The sequence below is a fragment of the Nostoc sp. FACHB-110 genome (assembly GCF_014697425.1).
Classification (GTDB): Bacteria; Cyanobacteriota; Cyanobacteriia; order Cyanobacteriales; family Nostocaceae; genus Nostoc_B.
On the sequence record NZ_JACJRU010000007.1, the window covers coordinates 30429 to 48452 of the forward strand.

Here is an 18024-nt window from a genome sequence, read left to right on the forward strand (position 1 = left end):
TAAAGTTAAGTTTTATTAAGGAAACTGTTATTGTCCGAAAAAAACGCTACATCTCGCAAATCCGCATTTGAACAAGGTTTTGACGTTGTGATTGCCATTTAAATTTACAAAAATGATGCTTACTTACGGTAAAACCCTGATCCCCAAGTCCAAAAGTTCGTGTTAGTCTGTTGCAGTTATGAACAACAAAGTGAAAGCGGAACGAGTTCGATTTTGAGGAAATCAATGCTCTTTGTGGCACAAAAATTCCGTTAATCAAAAAACTGCTGTTCTACAGTCGCTTTAAAATTGGACGCATGAACCAAAGACATTTGTGGACTATTGTCGCCCTATTTGTGACCCTTGCGGGGATTCCCTCTGTGGGTCGCACTCAAGCTGCCGAGGAAACTCATCCAGTTTCTCAAAAGTCATCTAGCAGTGACGTAGTGAAAGTAGGAGAGTTTCAATCCCCAGCAGAGAAACAAGCCTCGGATGCTGTAATTACAAGCATTCATGCTCACAGCATTAAAGGTAAACAAGCGGCAACTCTGTACATCCGGAATATTCCAGTTCTCACCTTTGTGAGTTCTCAGCCAATTGCGAGTAATCAAACAAAACAAGGTGTAGTAGGAGAAAGTCAGGGCGTACAACAACAGTCGTACGCCCTTGTTGCTAGGAACTCAACCAAGGTAGCAAGCACTGGAAATATCGCCGAAGCCGGAAATAAATTCGGCACTTTTGACAACGATGACAACGATCCCGTTCAACAAGCTGGTGTGGTAGCAGCGAGAATCAACCAATTGATTCAAGAGAACGTGGATGCCAAACAAATTACGGTCAGCTGGAAGGCAGACAACAAAACTACAAATCAAGCCCAAGATAAAAGTTCTGCCGCAGAGCAGCCCAGCGATCGCTATACAATCAAAATCAAAGACCAAGAGTTGGTGGAAATCAACGAAAATACACGCCTAGCAGACACCACCAACGATTTGGCACAAGACGCATTACAAGCAACTAACCGCCTACGCAGACTCATTGGTAACGCATCTCCTATTGACAAAATTGCTAACTTACCAATGCGTTCACCCTTTTCTTTACCAAAACTGCCACAACAAATTGCCGTTGGTAACATCAGGCTGACCTTTAGAGGCATGGCATCCTTCTACGGCTATGATGGCTCCGGCAGTATGACTGCTAGTGGCGAAAGATTTAATCCCGAAGCGATGACTGCGGCTCACCGCACTTTGCCCCTCGGCACAAAAGTCAGAGTGACCAACACTCGCAATGGTCGTTCTGTCGTACTCCGCATTAATGACCGTGGCCCCTATATTCGAGGTCGCGTAATTGATGTATCAGCTGGTGCAGCCCGAATTTTAGGCATGGTGAGTAGTGGTGTTGCACCAGTGCATATCGAAGTTTTGGGACGATAAATTTTAGGTAATTTGCAGGATAGATAACAAAACAAATTTTAGATTGCTAAATTAGCAATCTAAAATTCCAAATCTCAAATTCTCTTAGCTGTTCGGCGTAGTGTTTTCCCTAGAATGACCGTGCTTTGCGCAAATTAATGACCTAGACTCAATCTCAATCTCAAATTCTGTACTGCATCCGGCAAATTTACCTAATTTCTAATTCCCCTAGTTCTCGCATCTTTTCCCCCAATTTCAGATATACACTAACGGGGGAGGGTTAGAAGAACTAGGGGAATTTTGTGCGCCTGCTGACAACAGTCGCAGCTTTACGCTGCTATTTAAATAAAATTCGCTCGCAAAGCCAACTTAAAGTTGCCGAGGATCTAATTGCTGATGAAAAGAGTAGTTGGGAGCAAAAAGCTGTCGGTTTAGTACCGACAATGGGAAGCTTGCATCAAGGTCATTTAAGCCTCATTCAACGAGCCAAACAAGAAAATTCCACAGTGATTGTCAGTATTTTCGTCAATCCCCTGCAATTTGGCCCTAATGAAGATTATGCACGCTATCCAAGAACATTAGAGCAAGATATACAACTAAGTGAATATGCTGGAGTTGATGCAATTTTTGCACCTCCTCCGGAAGAGATGGGAGTACCGCAGAAAAATATACAAGACTGTTTGGTGACACAAGTAATCCCCCCATCTGCTATGATATCAGGTTTGTGTGGTCGTTCTCGATTAGGGCATTTTCAGGGTGTAGCAACGATTGTTACCAAGCTTTTGAACTTGGTACAGCCTGATCGAGCCTACTTTGGTCAAAAAGATGGTCAGCAACTAGCGATTATTAAACGACTGGTGGCTGACTTAAATTTGCCAGTAGAAATTGTTGCCTGTCCTACAGTCCGAGAAGCTTCAGGACTGGCGTGTAGTTCACGCAATCAATATTTGAGTGGGGCAGAAAAAGAGCAAGCGGCGATTTTGTATCGTGGCTTAAAAAAAGCTGAAGCTGCCTTTAAATCTGGTGTGCGTCACAGCAGTCAGTTGATAGCAGTGGTACAGCAAGAATTGAAGACAATTAGTAATGTTTTAGTGGAATATATTGAATTGGTTGAGCCGACTACTTTAATGTCATTAGAAACAATCGAGGAGGAAGGAATGCTCGCGATCGCAGCTCGTCTTGGTTCTACACGTTTGATTGATAATACCATCTTGCGCGATCGCCAACCCATCATAGCAATTGATGGGCCAGCTGGAGCCGGGAAATCTACGGTAGCTCGCCAAGTAGCTGCGGAATTAGGATTGGTATATTTAGATACAGGTGCTATGTATCGGGCGATTACTTGGCTAGTAGTACAAAAAGGTATTGCCATTGAAGACGAGTGTGCGATCGCCGAATTAGCGAGTACTTGTAAAATTAAGTTAACACCAAATCAAGATTTAAAATCTCCAGTGCGTGTGTGGATTGATGATGTTGATGTTACCCAAGATATTCGCACGGTGGAAGTAACATCTAAAGTATCAGCGATCGCCGCCCAAAGTGCAGTGCGTCAGGCCTTAGTTCAACAACAGCAAGATTGGGGTAAAAAAGGCGGTTTAGTCGCCGAAGGTCGAGACATTGGTAGCCACGTTTTTCCTGATGCCGAAGTGAAAATCTTTTTAACCGCGTCTGTTAGCGAACGCGCTCGCCGCCGTCAGCAAGACTTTCAAAAACAAGGTCAACCGGAAGTTAGTTTAGAACAACTAGAACGGGATATTGCCGAACGCGATTGGAAAGACAGCACTCGCCAAGTCTCGCCCTTGCAAAAAGCCGCAGATGCACTAGAAATCCAGACTGATGGGATGAGTGCCTCAGAAGTTGCCGCCCAAATTATTAGCTATTACAATCAACGCTTATCTCAATTGTAATCAGAGAAATTGGCTGTTAGTTTTTGATTGCTAATATAGTGGTGAGTAAAATAGTGCTTACCCACCACTGGCAACTTCAATTTATATTTCAAATTAGCATTGTAAAAAATATTTTACAGACTTTTACAAATAACTTATCTAGCTCAAGACTGACTAATAATATTAAAATTCCTCCTCCTGAAGATAGAAGTAATTAAGGTTAAGAATTAGCTAAGGTTTGGTGGTGAATATTTGCCAAGCTGAAGCCGCAAATATTTCTCAAGAATCAATTAAAATTATTTGCTCAAGTATTAGCTGTTTGTCTACCTCCAGAAGTTGGCAGGCAGACATTTTCATTTTTTTTGTTTTATCTATGAGTCAAGGTTTTCTGGAGTAGGGTGTAGATTGATTAATTCCTCATCTAGCACTGATAGACCAAGCATGATATCAGATTTGCAGGGCAGCAATCTGTTATTTGTTAATTGCGCCAAAATTAATCGGATCAAATATTAGCTGTTTTTATTTAAAATTCTCAGTATATAGGGATTTTACTTATAAATTAAGTACTTTGTTTTCATCATCACTTTGGTAGTAGAATGACCTTGTTAAGTTTTATGTTCCCTTAATTTTAAGGACAGCAAAACTACTAAACCCAAAATCTGTAATTTCCTAAGCTTCGGCAATAGCTTTAGTCCGAAAAACAGTAAAGAGAGGATTTCACAAAATGGCATTTACACAGCCCCCCTTACCTTTTGCGCCTGATGCTTTAGAGTCATACGGGATGAAAGCGGAAACTTTTGAGTATCACTATGGTAAGCATCACAAAGCTTATGTCGATAACCTCAACAAGCTGGTTGAAGGTACGGAACTTGCTGATAAGTCTCTAGAAGAAGTAATCCAAATTTCCTTTAAAGATTCCTCGAAAGCAGGTATATTCAACAACGCGGCTCAAGTTTGGAACCACACCTTCTTTTGGAACAGCTTGAAACCAGGTGGTGGCGGCGCACCCACTGGCGAACTCGCAGCCAAAATTGACAGAGACTTTGGTAGCTACGACAAATTTAAAGAAGAGTTCTCTAATGCTGCAGCTACTCAGTTTGGTAGTGGTTGGGCTTGGCTAGTTGACGATGGTGGTACTCTCAAAGTCATCAAAACCCCCAACGCGGAAAACCCCTTAGCTCATGGCAAAAAAGCATTGCTTACCCTTGATGTTTGGGAACACGCTTATTACATTGACTTTAGAAATGCGCGTCCTGCATTCATTAAGAATTTCTTAGATAATTTAGTCAACTGGGATTTTGTTGCCGAAAATCTGGCGAAAGCCTAATGAGATTTGAGCAAAAAACTTAAATCATCTGTTGCTAAATTGATCAAGCGAGTGCTTGATTTTCAAAATATATTTAACAGTCACGAGAGTAAATCGTGACTGTTTTTATTTCCATTAATGCCCTTGGGGGAAAACACAATCATTGGGTTTCACTTTTGGGCGTTATTGGAATCCTTAAATATTTAGCGAATACGGTAGTGGCGATCGCTTCGCTGAACTATCTTAAACATAGGGGATTAAATCCGTCAAAGCGATCGCTCACCCGATCCCTTTGCATAAAAAAATCATAAAAATCACTCCCAATTATATGGATAGCAAAGAATTAGCCCAATACCTCGAAGCAACTAATAGCATTGCTAAACCTTGGCTATTAGTACAACTGCGTCTACAAAAATTACAAGAACGCCGCAACTCCATTTCGGAAGACACCTACGCTGATGAGTTAGCGGACATTCACCAAGATTTAATGAATTTGGGTGAATGGTGGCGCGGAATTGAAGATGATGTCTTCTAATGAGGTAATATCAATAGTCCATAGTCAAGAGTCATTAGTTAATAGACTCTTGACTAATCACCATTGACTATTGATTTACTTTTATGGATTATCGGGATGCAGGGGTCGATGTTGAGGCTGGTAGAGCCTTTGTAGATCAAATTCGTAATTTGGTTCACAGCACCTTTAGAAAAGAAGTACTGGGGGGATTAGGTGGTTTTGGTGGTTGTTTTCAGCTACCAACAGGTTACAAAGAACCTGTTTTAGTTTCGGGAACCGATGGTGTAGGTACAAAGCTAAAAATCGCCCAAATTATCAACCGCCATGACACTGTTGGGATTGATTTAGTCGCTATGTGCGTCAATGATGTACTGACTTCAGGTGCAGAACCCCTGTTTTTTTTAGATTATGTGGCTACAGGTAAGCTAGACAAAGAACAATTAACCCAGGTAGTTTCAGGCATAGCTGCTGGCTGTAAATTAGCTAATTGTGCCTTATTAGGTGGAGAAACGGCAGAAATGCCCGGTTTTTACCAAATAGGCGAGTATGACTTAGCTGGGTTTTGTGTAGGAATTGTGGAAAAAAGTCAAATGCTAGATGGTTCCCAAGTCCAAATTGGGGATGTAGCAATTGCTCTAGCTAGTGCCGGGGTACATAGTAATGGTTTAAGCTTAGTCAGAAAAATTATCAACGATAGCGGTTTTTCATGGCAAGATCAGCCAGAATTATTGGGTGGAGAAACTATCGGTGAAGTTTTCCTCAAACCCACACGCATTTATGTCAAACCAGTTCTTGCAGCACGTCAAGCTGGTTTAGAAATTCATGGCATGGCCCATATTACAGGCGGTGGCTTACCAGAAAATTTACCTAGGTGTTTAGGAAAAAATCAAGCTATTCAAATTAACCCCAACAATTGGACTATTCCACCTGCATTTCAATGGTTAGCTGAAGCAGGCGGTGTTAGTGATGAAGCTATGTTTAATACCTTCAATATGGGTGTAGGATTTGTAGTTTTACTACCATCCCACCAAGTAGAAAAAGCTATTACCTTTTTTGCAGCGCAAAATATTCCTGCTTTTGCAATTGGTGAGGTGATTCCAGGCGAAGGTACATTAAAAGGATTATTGTAAGTATTTAGGAGTCAGAATGTGAGAAAATTTCCGCAAATTCTTCTCGAACACAATAGAATAATCATCTTGAATTACTCTTAAATTCTGACCAAGCCCCGTTGGGGCGCGGTGTGGGGTGTAGGGAAAAGAATTCATGGGAAACCAAAAAATTTTCCAAAATATGAGTGAAACTGTTCCCTGTTGCCCGTTCAGAGTTCCCTACTCCCACCAAAGAACTTTTTCAGCAAGCCCTACATACTTCAGTAGCTGGATTAATATTGGAGAAATATTTTTTACTTGAGCTTATCAAGACTATCGAAAATACTCATGACCATTATCATTGAGATTTGCTAACGTAGTCTTAACATATTGAAAAATTTTGCAGAATCAGACTAGTGAAATAGTTACAAAAACTATTATCAATGCTGGTGCTTCTTATTTATAAGTGTTTCTGGTGTCTAAATAACTGCGTATATTTGTGCAGAGGGTATTATGGTTGTAAATTGTGCGCGGACATCTACTTCTTGTGAACTTTTAAAACAAGTATTCCAGAAGATTGATGTCCAAAGCTGTCCGACATTATTCAATTTTCATATGCATACTGTCTATTCAGACGGTAAATTAGAGCCGAATGCATTGATGGAACAAGCGATTACTATCGGCTTAGAAGGATTGGCAATTACTGACCATCATAGTATTGGTGGCTATTTAGCAGCAAAAACTTGGTTAGAAGACTGGAAATGGCAACATCCTGAGATGCGTACTCCTTATTTGTGGAGTGGGACAGAAATTAATGCCAACTTGTTAGATACTGAAGTTCATATTTTAGCTTATGCCTTTGAGCCACAAAACTCTAGCATGAAACCTTACTTGCAAAGAAAAGTGGTAACAGGTTGGGAGTATGAGGCTGTCAATGTGATTGCGGCGATTCATGAAGCTGGCGGATTAGCAGTTTTAGCCCATCCCGCACGTTACAAGCGATCGCACTTTGACTTAATTACAGCTGCGGCTGAACAAGGCATTGACGGTGTAGAAACTTTCTATGCTTATAACAATCCTAACCCTTGGAAACCAAGTGCAAAAGAATCAGAGCAAGTACAAAGGCTAGCTAGCGAATACAGTCTTTTCAACACCTGTGGTACTGATACTCACGGTTTAAGCTTGTTACAACGCTTGTAAATGTCTATTTATTTTTGCCCAACACTCCTGGTGTAACTAACCAGGGGGTTATCTTATCGACAAATTTTAAAAGCTTTTGATATCTGCATAGATAAAATAGCCTAACTAAAAATAATGTCAGACGATTTTAGATTGACCCCATAGATAAATTTTGTTTTTTATAAATAAATTTAGAGCAACCTATACGCTGCTGTGACAGACGGCAAGAAATATTTTTTACCTCTGCTTCCCTTCCCTGCCCTCTGCCTTTTTTTGGTTAGCTACAGCCTGACAATCCCGCGATTGAGTGCGGTGACTAAGGCTTGAGTTCGATCGCTCACATTTAATTTGCCAAAGATATTATTGGCATGAAACCTGACTGTACTTTCAGCAATATTCAGAGTACTGCTAATCTGCTGATTATTCTTACCTTTTGCTATCAGACGCAGCACTTCCAATTCCCGAGTGCTTAATTCTTCTTTACCCATTCGTTCTGCTAACTTGGCTGCGATATTTGGCGGAATATAATTTTTACCTTGATGAACGGTGCGAATTGCATCTAATAGTTCTTTTGGTTCAGCCTTTTTGAGAATATAGCCTTTTGCACCAGCCCGCAATCCGCGATAAATATATTCTTCGCCCTCAAAGTTAGTTAAAACAAGAATTCGGGCTTGTTTGAATTTACCACAGATAGCTGCGATCGCATCAGCACCTTCCATCTTCGGCATTTGCAAATCCATTAGCGTTACATCAGGCTGATGTTGATGAAAAAGTTCTAAGGCTTCTCGTCCATCACCAGCACAGCCGATTACAGTCATGTCGGGTTCACATTGAAGAAACATTGTTAACGCTTGCCCTAACAGAGGATGATCTTCAGCAATTAAAATGCGAATAACATTGGATTGGCTCATAATAGTTTGCTCTCAGTATATTCATACTAAAATTGCTATTTTTGCTCAGGCTAAATCTGTATGATGAGATTGAATATCATCTCCAATTAATCAGTAATAATTCGGTAAATATAAGTATGCTTTAGTTAACTCTATTAATCTAAACTTCGCTAGTGATTGCATATATCAATCTTGCTGGGTTATCAAAAATTAGTTGGCTTAATACTTCGTTTATAGAGATATTGCTATTGAACTTATGCACCAATATTTTCTGGTGAAGCTGGGTGTAAGCTTAAAAGGGTATAGGGTATAAGAATCCGGTTTAATTTCTGAATCTAGTTGTGGAGTTAGGGAGTAGAGTTGGGGGAATGGGAAAGAGGAAAAAGGATTGATCTGGGTATACTGATTTTTTCATAAATAAAACATGAGTCCTATATAAGACTATTCTAAAAATATATCTAAAGATAGATGTTTGTTAATTGTAAAAATTTTAATTAAAAGAAAAAACTAAATCACTTATCATTTAGTAGTTCTCAATATAAAAATTTTGAAGGTTAGTTTATGAATTTTTTGTAAAAAAAATGGACTTATTTGAAAAGTCCGGTAAATGAATATCTCAATTGTCAAACTTCAAATGCGATCGCTAGATAAATCATCAATACTCTTACTTTATCTACACGCAAAGATAATATGTAAGTGTAATTACTATATCAATTATAAAATAGCTGGAAGTCCTACTTCTTTGAGTTCCACAAATTCACCATCAAAACCAATTGTTTTATTTTCCACAGTTCTAGCATTAGCTAAAGCCTTGCGAAGTTCAGCACGTTCCATTGAATCTTCAATTCCACCCAAAATGTAAATTAATAACTTAGCTGCTAATTCTTTTCCAGAAACTTGCACACGTTTTTTATTCGGGTCATATAAAATCCCATACCAAAGAGACTGAGGATATTCCATCCCCGTAAAGCCGCCTTGTTGGTCAAACTTTTTCAATTTCTTGAAAATACTAGTTAGAGAAACACCTTTTTTAAACACCAAAAATCCCAAAGCTTGAGCTATAGCAACTTGCGCTACAGGACGGAAAAGTATATTTGCTTCACCACCACCTTTTTCAAAACTAAATCTTCGCAAAACTGGTGTATCTTCATGTTCTAAAATCTTGTAACTAGGCAAATTAGCCAAGTTATCAAACAGCTTTTTAAATTCAGCAATTCCCTGCTCAATTTCTTCGTCTTCTGGACGCATCGGAATCAAACCTTTTTCTAATGGTTTCCAGTGAGGGAATTTTTGACCTAGATATCGTTCAGACATATCTTGTAAAGCTTGTAATGTCGTCAAAACTGTAGAATTTGTGGCTACAGTTGCACTATTCCAATTAACACGCGGGTTTCTGTTTTGACGCTGTTCTAAAAGTGGATGAGTTACTGCTATTTTTCGCGCCACAATCGAAAAACCATCATCTTCATTTAACTGTGCTAACTGACCTTTAGTTAAAGGTGCAGCCATCAAGTTAACATGGACAAAAATCGACCTTACCCTTCTTCTAGCTTCGTTACGAGTTTCACCAGAATTAACAGCACAAATAAATTCAATGCCAATTTTTTCTTTAGGTAGGCTTTGTAAATAAGCAGGATCTACTTGATACTGCCCTGTTAAATCTGAGATAGTAATAAAACTATCATCAGCAGTTTTATCCTTTTTATATCGCTGGAGTTTGCCAGTTTTAATTAACTCAATTAAACCCTGAACTCCCATTAGCCGATGTTGACCATCTAGTGCATAAATGGTCACATTTTCTTCAGAAACATTGAGTAAGCCGACCTTACCATCTTTATCTAAAGGTGTAAAATCAGTAGTAGATTTTTTAGCCCGTTCTTCACTGTCCCACTCAGAAGCTTTTAAGTTATCTACCCAAGGCTGATTAATTACTACTAGAACTGGGGGAAACTTATGATTTTTCCTCGCAGCTAAATACTGAACTAGAGGTGCTTGACGTGACCAGTCAATAGGACGTTGTTGAATTTCATCAATACTATCTGCATCGATTTCGATATTATCAGTCTCTGGATTATATTTTTTTTGCAACAGAGGTAAACCAGAAGCAAAATGAACTCGACTAGCAAACCATTCCAAAGTCACGGAACCAATATAGGCTTCACTACCGCCCATTTCCGTTTTCTGTACCAGAATTTGGTCTTTTTTCTCTAAAAATTTTTCTAGAAGTAAAGCTAGTACCTGTTTATCCTTGTTGTCTCTCTCCAGGTACTCTTTCGCAATATCAGTAGTGAGGTTAGATGCAATGTCACTCATATTAATTTTTAAAAACTTAGTCTTGTAACCTAGCTATATTGTCCAAAAAGTTAGATACTAATAAATCAGTTTTTAAAAACTTTTTGGGAAGCCGAGCATTCCATACACTGGAGTAAACAAGCGGTAATGCCCAAGTGTCCAGAGGTAGGAAGCAATGACTGAAGCACAACAACCAGAAAATAAAGGTCAGCAAACACGTACTGTAGCAGAGTTGGTAGAGTATATCCAAGCTCTGACCACTGAAATTCAAGAATTGTATTGTTTGGATGCCATACCTTGGGTTGTTGGTTATTCGGGCGGTAAAGACAGCACAGCGACTTTACAGCTGATTTGGAATGCAATATCGGGACTTCCACTGGAAAAGCGAACTAAGTCTATTCATGTCATTACTACTGATACAGGTGTAGAAAATCCTTATGTAGCTGCTTGGGTACGCAACTCACTAAAGCAAATGAAAATAGCAGCGCACGAACAACAAATGCCAGTACAACCGCATTTATTACAACCAGAAGTTAAACAAACATACTGGGTAGGTTTAATTGGCAAAGGCTACCCAGCACCACGTCATAAATTTCGCTGGTGTACTGAAAGGTTGAAAATTGAACCATCTAACCTTTTTATTCGTAACGTTATTCGGGCTAGTGGAGAAACAATTGTTGTATTAGGAACTCGTAAAACTGAAAGTACCAATCGTGCTGCTATCATGGCTAAACGTGAAATTGGTCGAGTCAGAGAACGGCTTAGCCCTAATCCTAGCCTTGTTAACTCATTACTTTATACTCCTATAGAAGATTGGCGTACTGATGAAGTTTGGCTGTATTTAATGCAATGGGAAAACCCTTGGGGATACAGCAATAAGGATTTATTTGCTATGTATCGAGGTGCAACAGCTGATAATGAATGTCCTTTAGTTGTTGATACTTCTACTCCTAGTTGTGGTAGTTCTCGTTTTGGCTGCTGGGTTTGCACACTAGTTAATAGTGATAGGTCAATGCAAGCCATGATTCAAAACGATGAAGAAAAAGAATGGTTACAACCTTTAATTGATATTCGTTTAGAGGAATTAGATATTGATAATGACCGTGAAAAACGCGATTTTCGGCGCATTTGGGGAGAAGTTCAACTATTTGAACGTAATTTAGATGGAGAAATTTCTATTGAACCAATACCAGGCCCTTACGTTAAATCGTGGCGGGAACATTTATTAAGACGTTTATTAGAAGCGCAAACAAAAATCCGTCAAACAGCACCAGAAAATATGCGCGATATTCACCTAATTTCTCTGGAAGAATTGAGCGAAATTCGTCGCATTTGGTTAGAAGAAAAACACGAGTTTGATGACAGCTTACCCCGCATTTATCAAGAAGTGACGGGTGAGGAATTTAAAGATCCGCGTCCAGGTGCAGACCTTAGCTTATTAGGTAGCGATGAATGGTCTGTGTTAGAAGAAATTTGTGAAGATGATGAAATGCACTTAGAACTGATGGCGAAACTTTTAGATACAGAACGTCAATTTCGCAAAATGTCGCGTCGTATAGGGATTTATGAAAGCTTAGAAAAATGTTTTGCTACTAGTTCTCGTTCTAAAGATGAAGCGGTGAGAAATGCTCATTTAAAACGAGATTTGAAAACGGCAGTGGAACAAGGTGATATTGAAAAAGTTAAGCAACTAACTCTAGCCGATTTTTCCGCCCCGAATGAACAACCAAGTCAACCCGATACACAAAATACATCAAAATCTGCTGACAATGCAAAAACTTGGTCAAATATGAAATTTAAAAAGAAACAGACAAAAGCTTAAACTGGCTGGTCATCATTATTAGTTTTTGTTAGAAGATAAAGTGCATTTCCCCTGGATGAGTACCAAGTCTTCTTTGACTTGCAATTCCTGTTGTTGTTTTAAAGCTTCCAATTGTTCTTCTAGTTGAGCTTTTACTTCATGACGGAAGGTAAACAGGTGTTCACCTAAACTCAGTGCTACAAAATAGTCATATAATAAATGTGGTTTTTGGAGAGCTATCGCTAACAATTGCCACCAAAAATGCCAACGAGTTGAACGTACAATACCCTGTCGCCAAACTATTACTGCGAATAAACGTAATTCATACCAAGTTAAAGGACGTTTACCTTGAGGAATTTTTCCATGCATCAAATTAAAGTGCCGGAAAGTACGCTGCAAATATGACATTGGCTCATATAAACTCCAGAAAGTATCAATATACTCCTGAATAATTTCTTCTAAGGGGCGAGTAGGCACAAAGTTCATCAGGGCTTTTTGAGAACCCATAAAATCCATTAACCCTTCTTTTAATCTTCCTTCTTGCTTGAGACGAGTCCACATAGCTGTATTATGTAATGCTTGAAGTAATCCCAAATGTGCTTGGGGTATAGCTGTCTCTTCCACAAATTGTTGAATTCTTTGTCCTGCACCTTTTTTTTCGCCATCAAAACCGATAATAAATCCAGACATAATTTGAATGCCAGCACTGCTAATTTTAGCGCAAGATTCTACCAAAGACTGGCGGGTATTTTGTTCTTTATTGGCTACTGCTAAACTTTCTACATCTGGTGTTTCAATTCCCATAAATACCATCCTGAAACCAGCTTGCACCATCAAGTCAATTAATTCATCATCTTCTGCTAAATTCAAAGATGCTTCTGTAAGTAACATGAACGGATATTTGCGTTCTTGCATCCAAGGAATTAACACTTTTAAAAATACTTTTGCATTACGTTTATTGCCGATGAAATTGTCGTCTACAACAAATATCAATCGTCGCCAACCCATTTGATATAAAACTTCCATTTCTGCCAGCATTTGTTCTGGTGTTTTTGTTCGCGGCTTGCGTCCAAATAAATTGATGATGTCACAAAATTCACATTGAAAAGGACAGCCCCGCGAAAATTGTAGCGTCACGGCTAAATAAGCATCCAAATCTAGCAAATCAAACCGAGGAACAGGTGTTTGAGTCACATCTGGTTTTTCTGTAGCGCGAAAAATTCCTCGTTCTTCTCCCCGTTCTAAGGCTTCTAAAAATAAGGGAATGGTACATTCTCCTTCATCCAAGATTAAATAATGCGCTCCTGCTTCCAACACAAATTCGGGTACTGATGTGGCAAAAGGGCCTCCCACGGCTACTTTTTTACCTAAAGCTACGCCTTTCTGAATTAACTCCCATAAGTCTTTTTTCTGGATAATCATTGCAGAGATAATGACTAAATCACACCATTCCCAGTCTGCTTTTGTCTCTACGCGAACATTTCGATCTACTAATCTGAGTTCCCAGTCACTAGGTAGCATCGCAGCAACTGTAATTAAACCCAACGGTGGATTAGTAGCACGTAAACCCGCTAAATCAAGCGTTTCTTGATAAGACCAGAAAGAATTAGGCATTATTGGCCAGAGTAGTAAAGCTTTCATTAGCACACACCCCGGAGTGTAAAATTGCACTACTTCTTAACGTTAATCAAAGATTGCTAGCAAAATATTAAGTTTTGTTATGATTTTAGTAAGAAACTCGACGAGCAAAGCGGAATAAGGAGATGAGTATATTAACAAGGAATATTCTGACAACCCATCTAGCCTTTTATTGATAAAGACAAATGATATTTTTAGAACTCGTATTACAAAATTTTGGCCCTTATTCTGGCAGACAAGTAATTAATCTTGACCCAAGAATTGCGGAAAATCCCCACCCGATTCTTTTATTAGGTGGGATGAATGGCGGCGGAAAAACTACTCTTATGGATGCAATTCGGCTGGCATTATATGGACAACGCGCTCAATGTTCGACGCGCGGTAATTTGAGCTATAGTGATTTTTTAAATCAATGTGTTAATAGTAAAGCTACTCCTGCTGAAAAGACCCGGATTGAGTTACTTTTTGAGCATATTGAAGATGATCAGCCAGTAAAATATAGAATTGTGAGAACTTGGGAGAAAAATCCTAAAGATGGCAAAGATGCTTTGGGAATTTTAGGCGATGATGATACTTGGCCTGTTGATTATCTGATAAGTATCTGGGATGACTATATAGAAAATTTACTGCCTTTAGGAATTTCTAATTTATTTTTATTTGATGGTGAACAGGTAAAAGAACTAGCAGAACAAGAAACACCACCACCAATTGTTGTGGAAGCTATTCGTGGGCTGTTAGGGCTGGAATTGGCTGATAAATTAGCCGTTGATTTGGATGTTTTAATCACCCGCAAGCGTAAGGAGATGGCTGATACTAAAGATTTAGCGAATCTCGAAGATATTGAAAAAAAGTTATTACAACAGCAAGAAGATTATCAAGTAACAGAACAAGAGTTAGCTAATTTAAAAAATCAAGTTGAATCATTAGAAACTATCCAGCGAGAAGCTTTAGATAAATTTGTATCTGAAGGTGGTAAAATTGCCGCCGAACGCAGTCAGTTAGAAGATAAACAAAAGGAAAAAGCTGCTGCATTAGAAGCAATTCGACAGTCGTTGTGTGAATTGGCTGCTGAAATTTTACCTTTAGCGTTAATTCCTAATTTATTGAGTCAAGTACAAACCCAGGGTGCAAGTGAATTTCGTAATCAACAGGTGCAACTTGCCAGAGATGTTTTAATTGAGCGAGATAAACGCTTACTTGAATGGATAACTCAGTTAACTATTGCGGCTGAACAAGTTGATAAAATTCAAGCCTTCTTAGCTGAAGATGTCGATAGTTTATATGCAAGTTCACTCCAATCTGAAGCACCTTGGTTATTAGCTGATGAGGAAAGCTTGAGTCAATTAGATAATGTGAGATATCACTTAAAAAGTGCGTGTAATACTGCAAAACAGCATTTAGTTAATCTGAAAAATCTGGAAGAAGAAATTATTACATTAGAAAGACAAGTGCAGACAGCAGCAGAACCAGAAGCTTATAAAAAGTTGCGTGATGCTGTAGAAGATTCCCAAAAAGAAGTTGTGCAAGCTAAAGCCAAGTATGAAACAACAAGGCAGAAATTAGCAGCGTTAACAGATGCAATTGAAATAACTAAAAAAGAATTAAACGATTATACTGACAAAAGTATAAAACATAAAAATAGAGAACATATTATTACTTCAGCTTCTAAAGTGCAAGAAACGCTGAAAATGTTTCGAGAAAAATTAACGCTGAGGAAGCTAAATAAATTAGAGGAAGAGGTAAAGAATTGTTTCCTTTATTTACTGCATAAATCTGATTTAGTATTTCGCATTGCTATTGATACGAAGACCTTTGCTTTATCACTGTTCGATTTTGATGGTAAACAAGTCCCGAAACATCGCCTGTCGGCTGGGGAAAAGCAGTTACTTGCGATCGCATTCCTCTGGGGACTAGCCAAAGTCTCTGGCTTGCGCTTACCAGTCGCCATTGACACGCCCCTCGGCAGACTCGACTCTTCCCACCGCCAAAACCTAGTAGAAAAATACTTCCCCGCCGCCAGCCATCAGGTAATTCTGCTTTCTACTGATACGGAAATTGGTAAAAAAGAAGTCGAAACCCTGCGGAACAATGAAGCGATCGCTCGTGAATATCTCCTCAAATACGACTCATCTACCCGCCAAACTACAGTGATGGAAAATCAATACTTTTGGTAGAGATATCCTCCCACATCACTGATTCCGGCGCACGTAGCTTACCCCATCAAGCCAGATAGCACTCTTGGGATCTTTGGGATCGGTAATCAAGATGCGGCGCTCGCTGGAACCATCATCGTAATTGATGTACAGCGTCAGCCCTTCAACGCGATAGTTGCCGCGCTGATTAGGAGCTACACTGCTTGTAACTACAGATGAGTCACCACCCTCTACCCTTCCACCAGCACCTTGACCGCGCACTACTCGACCATCCGGCCAGAAACGATAGTCTTTCCAAACTGCGATCGCATCGCTACCCCCAAGTGCCACGTTACCCGTTCCAGATAGCGAACGAAACAGGCCATTCAGCTTGAAATTATTCGGCAGTTTTGGATATGTTGTTTGAAAACCTAACGGTTCCCAGCCATCTTTTTGAGCAATTTGCAATTTACCACCCTGTTTGCGCCAACGTGTCCAATCTTTAGGGTTTGCTTGTTTGTGGGCTACAAGTCCGCCAGGAAAAGACAGCCCTTCAACATCGGTCAGTGCATCACCATTGCGAAACAGCACAACCGGGTAAACATCAAGACCCACAAAGCCACCAATGCCGATACTCGAGCGATAATCAAAGCCGAAACTATCAATTTGCGCCAAAGTTGCTGCATTTGTTCCTGAAGCAACATTCGCAGGTTTTTGAGAGGGCGATTGTCCAGGTTGTTTAGGCGTTTTTGGGGGATTATTCACCGCCGTGATGATTTCTGGCGATATCTGAGCGAACTGTGCATCAGGTAGCTGTGACATTGTAACTGCCGCCGCACAGTTATCAAGATTGGGTCGTTGCTTTGTAATCTGTTGAGTAATCAATAACAAAGCCTGGTCTAGTTGCTGCTTTTGGGTGGGGTATCGGTCAAACTCACGCAACCGCAAGCGAATTTGAGCAACACCATTTGTCTTTTCCCAGCCTTCAACTTTGGTGGTTTGACTAGGGCTAAAACCCTGAGCTTGTTTACACTTTGTGGCGAAATAGTCAAAAGTCATCACCGTCAAAGCCGCCCGCAGGAACGCCTGATTGCTAATATCCGTGTTTTGTGCGTAAGCAGTCTGCACACCCATCAGTAAAGCTACTAGAGTCATTGCCATAGCATTTACGCGCATACACATTCCCTTATTCTGAAACTAATCTTGAGTTAAACGACACCAGATATACAGCTGGAAAATTGAAGACCTCTTTTGAGCAACTTTTTTGTTAAAATTTTTAATTCATTTGCTAGCGATTTGCTGTATATCTTTTGTGTCTGCTTTAATAATGTATTATGCCGTGAATTATGTTTGTCAACTACTCATCAAATATTCTCGAAAATTCTATAGAAAACCTTGGTGAACAAGGATTTTAGATTTAAATTTTGGAGTAAAATCTATTCTATATTTCAATTATTAAATATCAGAATATTAAATAAACTATGGAAGCACCAATCGAGAGAATTAAACTTTCCCAAACAGCCAAAGACCAACTACAAAAACTCAAACGCAACACTAAAATTGACCAATGGAATATCCTGTGCCGTTGGGCGTTCTGTCGTTCCCTCGCCGAACTTACACCACCCTCACCCGTACCTATTCCTCAAGATAGCAATGTGGAAATGTCTTGGCGCGTTTTTGGTGGTGAACTGTGTGATATTCTTCTTCTCGCCCTCAAGCAACGTTGTCACAATGATGGTTTAGGGACTGACAAAGAAACCCTCGCAACCCAATTCCGCCTACATTTGCATCGTGGGATTGGTTACTTAGCAGGCAACCCAAATATCAAGAAAATTGAAGATTTGATTGAACTGGCGGTAAAAGACGGAAAGGATATTAGTTAACTGTTAACTGTTAACTGTTAACTGAAC

13 protein-coding genes are annotated in these 18024 nt (G+C 39.6%); 9 read left to right on the forward strand and 4 right to left on the reverse strand.

Going from position 1 to position 18024, the window contains the following annotated elements; translation table 11 throughout:
- Positions 1-296 precede the first annotated feature (296 nt).
- The 6 genes from H6G69_RS09230 (at position 297) to H6G69_RS09255 (ending at position 7382) form a co-directional block, all read left to right on the forward strand.
- On the forward strand, positions 297-1409 hold the full coding sequence (locus tag H6G69_RS09230) for a septal ring lytic transglycosylase RlpA family protein (RefSeq protein WP_190684924.1): 1113 nt from the start codon (positions 297-299) through the stop codon (positions 1407-1409).
- 281 nt (positions 1410-1690) lie between these two features.
- Positions 1691-3295: a bifunctional pantoate--beta-alanine ligase/(d)CMP kinase gene (locus H6G69_RS09235; RefSeq protein ID WP_190684928.1), complete on the forward strand. Its 1605-nt coding sequence runs from the start codon at positions 1691-1693 to the stop codon at positions 3293-3295.
- 703 nt (positions 3296-3998) lie between these two features.
- Complete coding sequence (locus H6G69_RS09240) at positions 3999-4601, forward strand: superoxide dismutase (protein ID WP_190684930.1); 603 nt, start codon at positions 3999-4001, stop codon at positions 4599-4601.
- 307 nt (positions 4602-4908) lie between these two features.
- A complete protein-coding gene (locus H6G69_RS09245; RefSeq protein WP_190684933.1) occupies positions 4909-5115 on the forward strand; it encodes a hypothetical protein in 207 nt (68 codons plus the stop codon).
- 83 nt (positions 5116-5198) lie between these two features.
- Complete coding sequence (gene purM / locus H6G69_RS09250) at positions 5199-6224, forward strand: phosphoribosylformylglycinamidine cyclo-ligase (protein ID WP_190684936.1); 1026 nt, start codon at positions 5199-5201, stop codon at positions 6222-6224.
- 471 nt (positions 6225-6695) lie between these two features.
- Positions 6696-7382 carry a PHP domain-containing protein gene (locus H6G69_RS09255; RefSeq protein ID WP_190684939.1) on the forward strand — a complete coding sequence of 229 codons (687 nt, stop codon included), beginning with the start codon at positions 6696-6698 and terminating at the stop codon, positions 7380-7382.
- Between the two features lie 260 nt (positions 7383-7642).
- Here H6G69_RS09255 and H6G69_RS09260 read toward each other — a convergent pair whose 3' ends face one another.
- Entirely contained in the window at positions 7643-8272 is a 630-nt protein-coding gene (locus H6G69_RS09260) for a response regulator transcription factor (RefSeq protein WP_190684942.1), read from the reverse strand.
- Between the two features lie 693 nt (positions 8273-8965).
- Positions 8966-10564 (reverse strand): DGQHR domain-containing protein, encoded by a 1599-nt coding sequence (locus tag H6G69_RS09265; RefSeq protein WP_190684946.1) that lies wholly within the window; start codon positions 10562-10564, stop codon positions 8966-8968.
- A gap of 154 nt (positions 10565-10718) precedes the next feature.
- Here H6G69_RS09265 and dndC point away from each other — a divergent pair, with 154 nt between their 5' ends.
- Positions 10719-12365, forward strand: a complete 1647-nt coding sequence (gene dndC / locus H6G69_RS09270; RefSeq protein WP_190684949.1) for a DNA phosphorothioation system sulfurtransferase DndC — start codon at positions 10719-10721, stop codon at positions 12363-12365.
- An 18-nt stretch (positions 12366-12383) separates the two neighbouring features.
- Here the strand turns inward: dndC and H6G69_RS09275 are convergent, their stop codons facing one another.
- Complete coding sequence (locus tag H6G69_RS09275; protein WP_190684952.1) at positions 12384-13985, reverse strand: B12-binding domain-containing radical SAM protein; 1602 nt, start codon at positions 13983-13985, stop codon at positions 12384-12386.
- Positions 13986-14167: 182 nt separating this feature from the next.
- Between H6G69_RS09275 and dndD the strand changes: the two genes are divergently transcribed.
- On the forward strand, positions 14168-16156 hold the full coding sequence (gene dndD, locus H6G69_RS09280) for a DNA sulfur modification protein DndD (RefSeq protein ID WP_190684954.1): 1989 nt from the start codon (positions 14168-14170) through the stop codon (positions 16154-16156).
- A 15-nt stretch (positions 16157-16171) separates the two neighbouring features.
- On the opposite strand, the gene H6G69_RS09285 is transcribed toward dndD, so the two are convergent.
- Complete coding sequence (locus H6G69_RS09285; RefSeq protein WP_190684957.1) at positions 16172-17290, reverse strand: hypothetical protein; 1119 nt, start codon at positions 17288-17290, stop codon at positions 16172-16174.
- A gap of 305 nt (positions 17291-17595) precedes the next feature.
- Here H6G69_RS09285 and dndE point away from each other — a divergent pair, with 305 nt between their 5' ends.
- Complete coding sequence (gene dndE, locus H6G69_RS09290) at positions 17596-17997, forward strand: DNA sulfur modification protein DndE (RefSeq protein WP_190684958.1); 402 nt, start codon at positions 17596-17598, stop codon at positions 17995-17997.
- The last annotated feature ends 27 nt before the right edge of the window (positions 17998-18024 follow it).

Excerpts from the sequence above, each read along its gene's own strand:
- purM (WP_190684936.1), top strand. The coding sequence starts at position 5,199 with ATGGATTATCGGGATGCAGGGGTCGATGTTGAGGCTGGTAGAGCCTTT.
- H6G69_RS09245 (WP_190684933.1), top strand. The coding sequence starts at position 4,909 with ATGGATAGCAAAGAATTAGCCCAATACCTCGAAGCAACTAATAGCATT.
- H6G69_RS09260 (WP_190684942.1), bottom strand. The coding sequence starts at position 8,272 with ATGAGCCAATCCAATGTTATTCGCATTTTAATTGCTGAAGATCATCCT.
- H6G69_RS09285 (WP_190684957.1), bottom strand. The coding sequence starts at position 17,290 with ATGCGCGTAAATGCTATGGCAATGACTCTAGTAGCTTTACTGATGGGT.
- H6G69_RS09230 (WP_190684924.1), top strand. The coding sequence starts at position 297 with ATGAACCAAAGACATTTGTGGACTATTGTCGCCCTATTTGTGACCCTT.
- H6G69_RS09240 (WP_190684930.1), top strand. The coding sequence starts at position 3,999 with ATGGCATTTACACAGCCCCCCTTACCTTTTGCGCCTGATGCTTTAGAG.
- dndD (WP_190684954.1), top strand. The coding sequence starts at position 14,168 with ATGATATTTTTAGAACTCGTATTACAAAATTTTGGCCCTTATTCTGGC.
- H6G69_RS09255 (WP_190684939.1), top strand. The coding sequence starts at position 6,696 with ATGGTTGTAAATTGTGCGCGGACATCTACTTCTTGTGAACTTTTAAAA.
- dndE (WP_190684958.1), top strand. The coding sequence starts at position 17,596 with ATGGAAGCACCAATCGAGAGAATTAAACTTTCCCAAACAGCCAAAGAC.
- H6G69_RS09265 (WP_190684946.1), bottom strand. The coding sequence starts at position 10,564 with ATGAGTGACATTGCATCTAACCTCACTACTGATATTGCGAAAGAGTAC.
- H6G69_RS09275 (WP_190684952.1), bottom strand. The coding sequence starts at position 13,985 with ATGAAAGCTTTACTACTCTGGCCAATAATGCCTAATTCTTTCTGGTCT.
- dndC (WP_190684949.1), top strand. The coding sequence starts at position 10,719 with ATGACTGAAGCACAACAACCAGAAAATAAAGGTCAGCAAACACGTACT.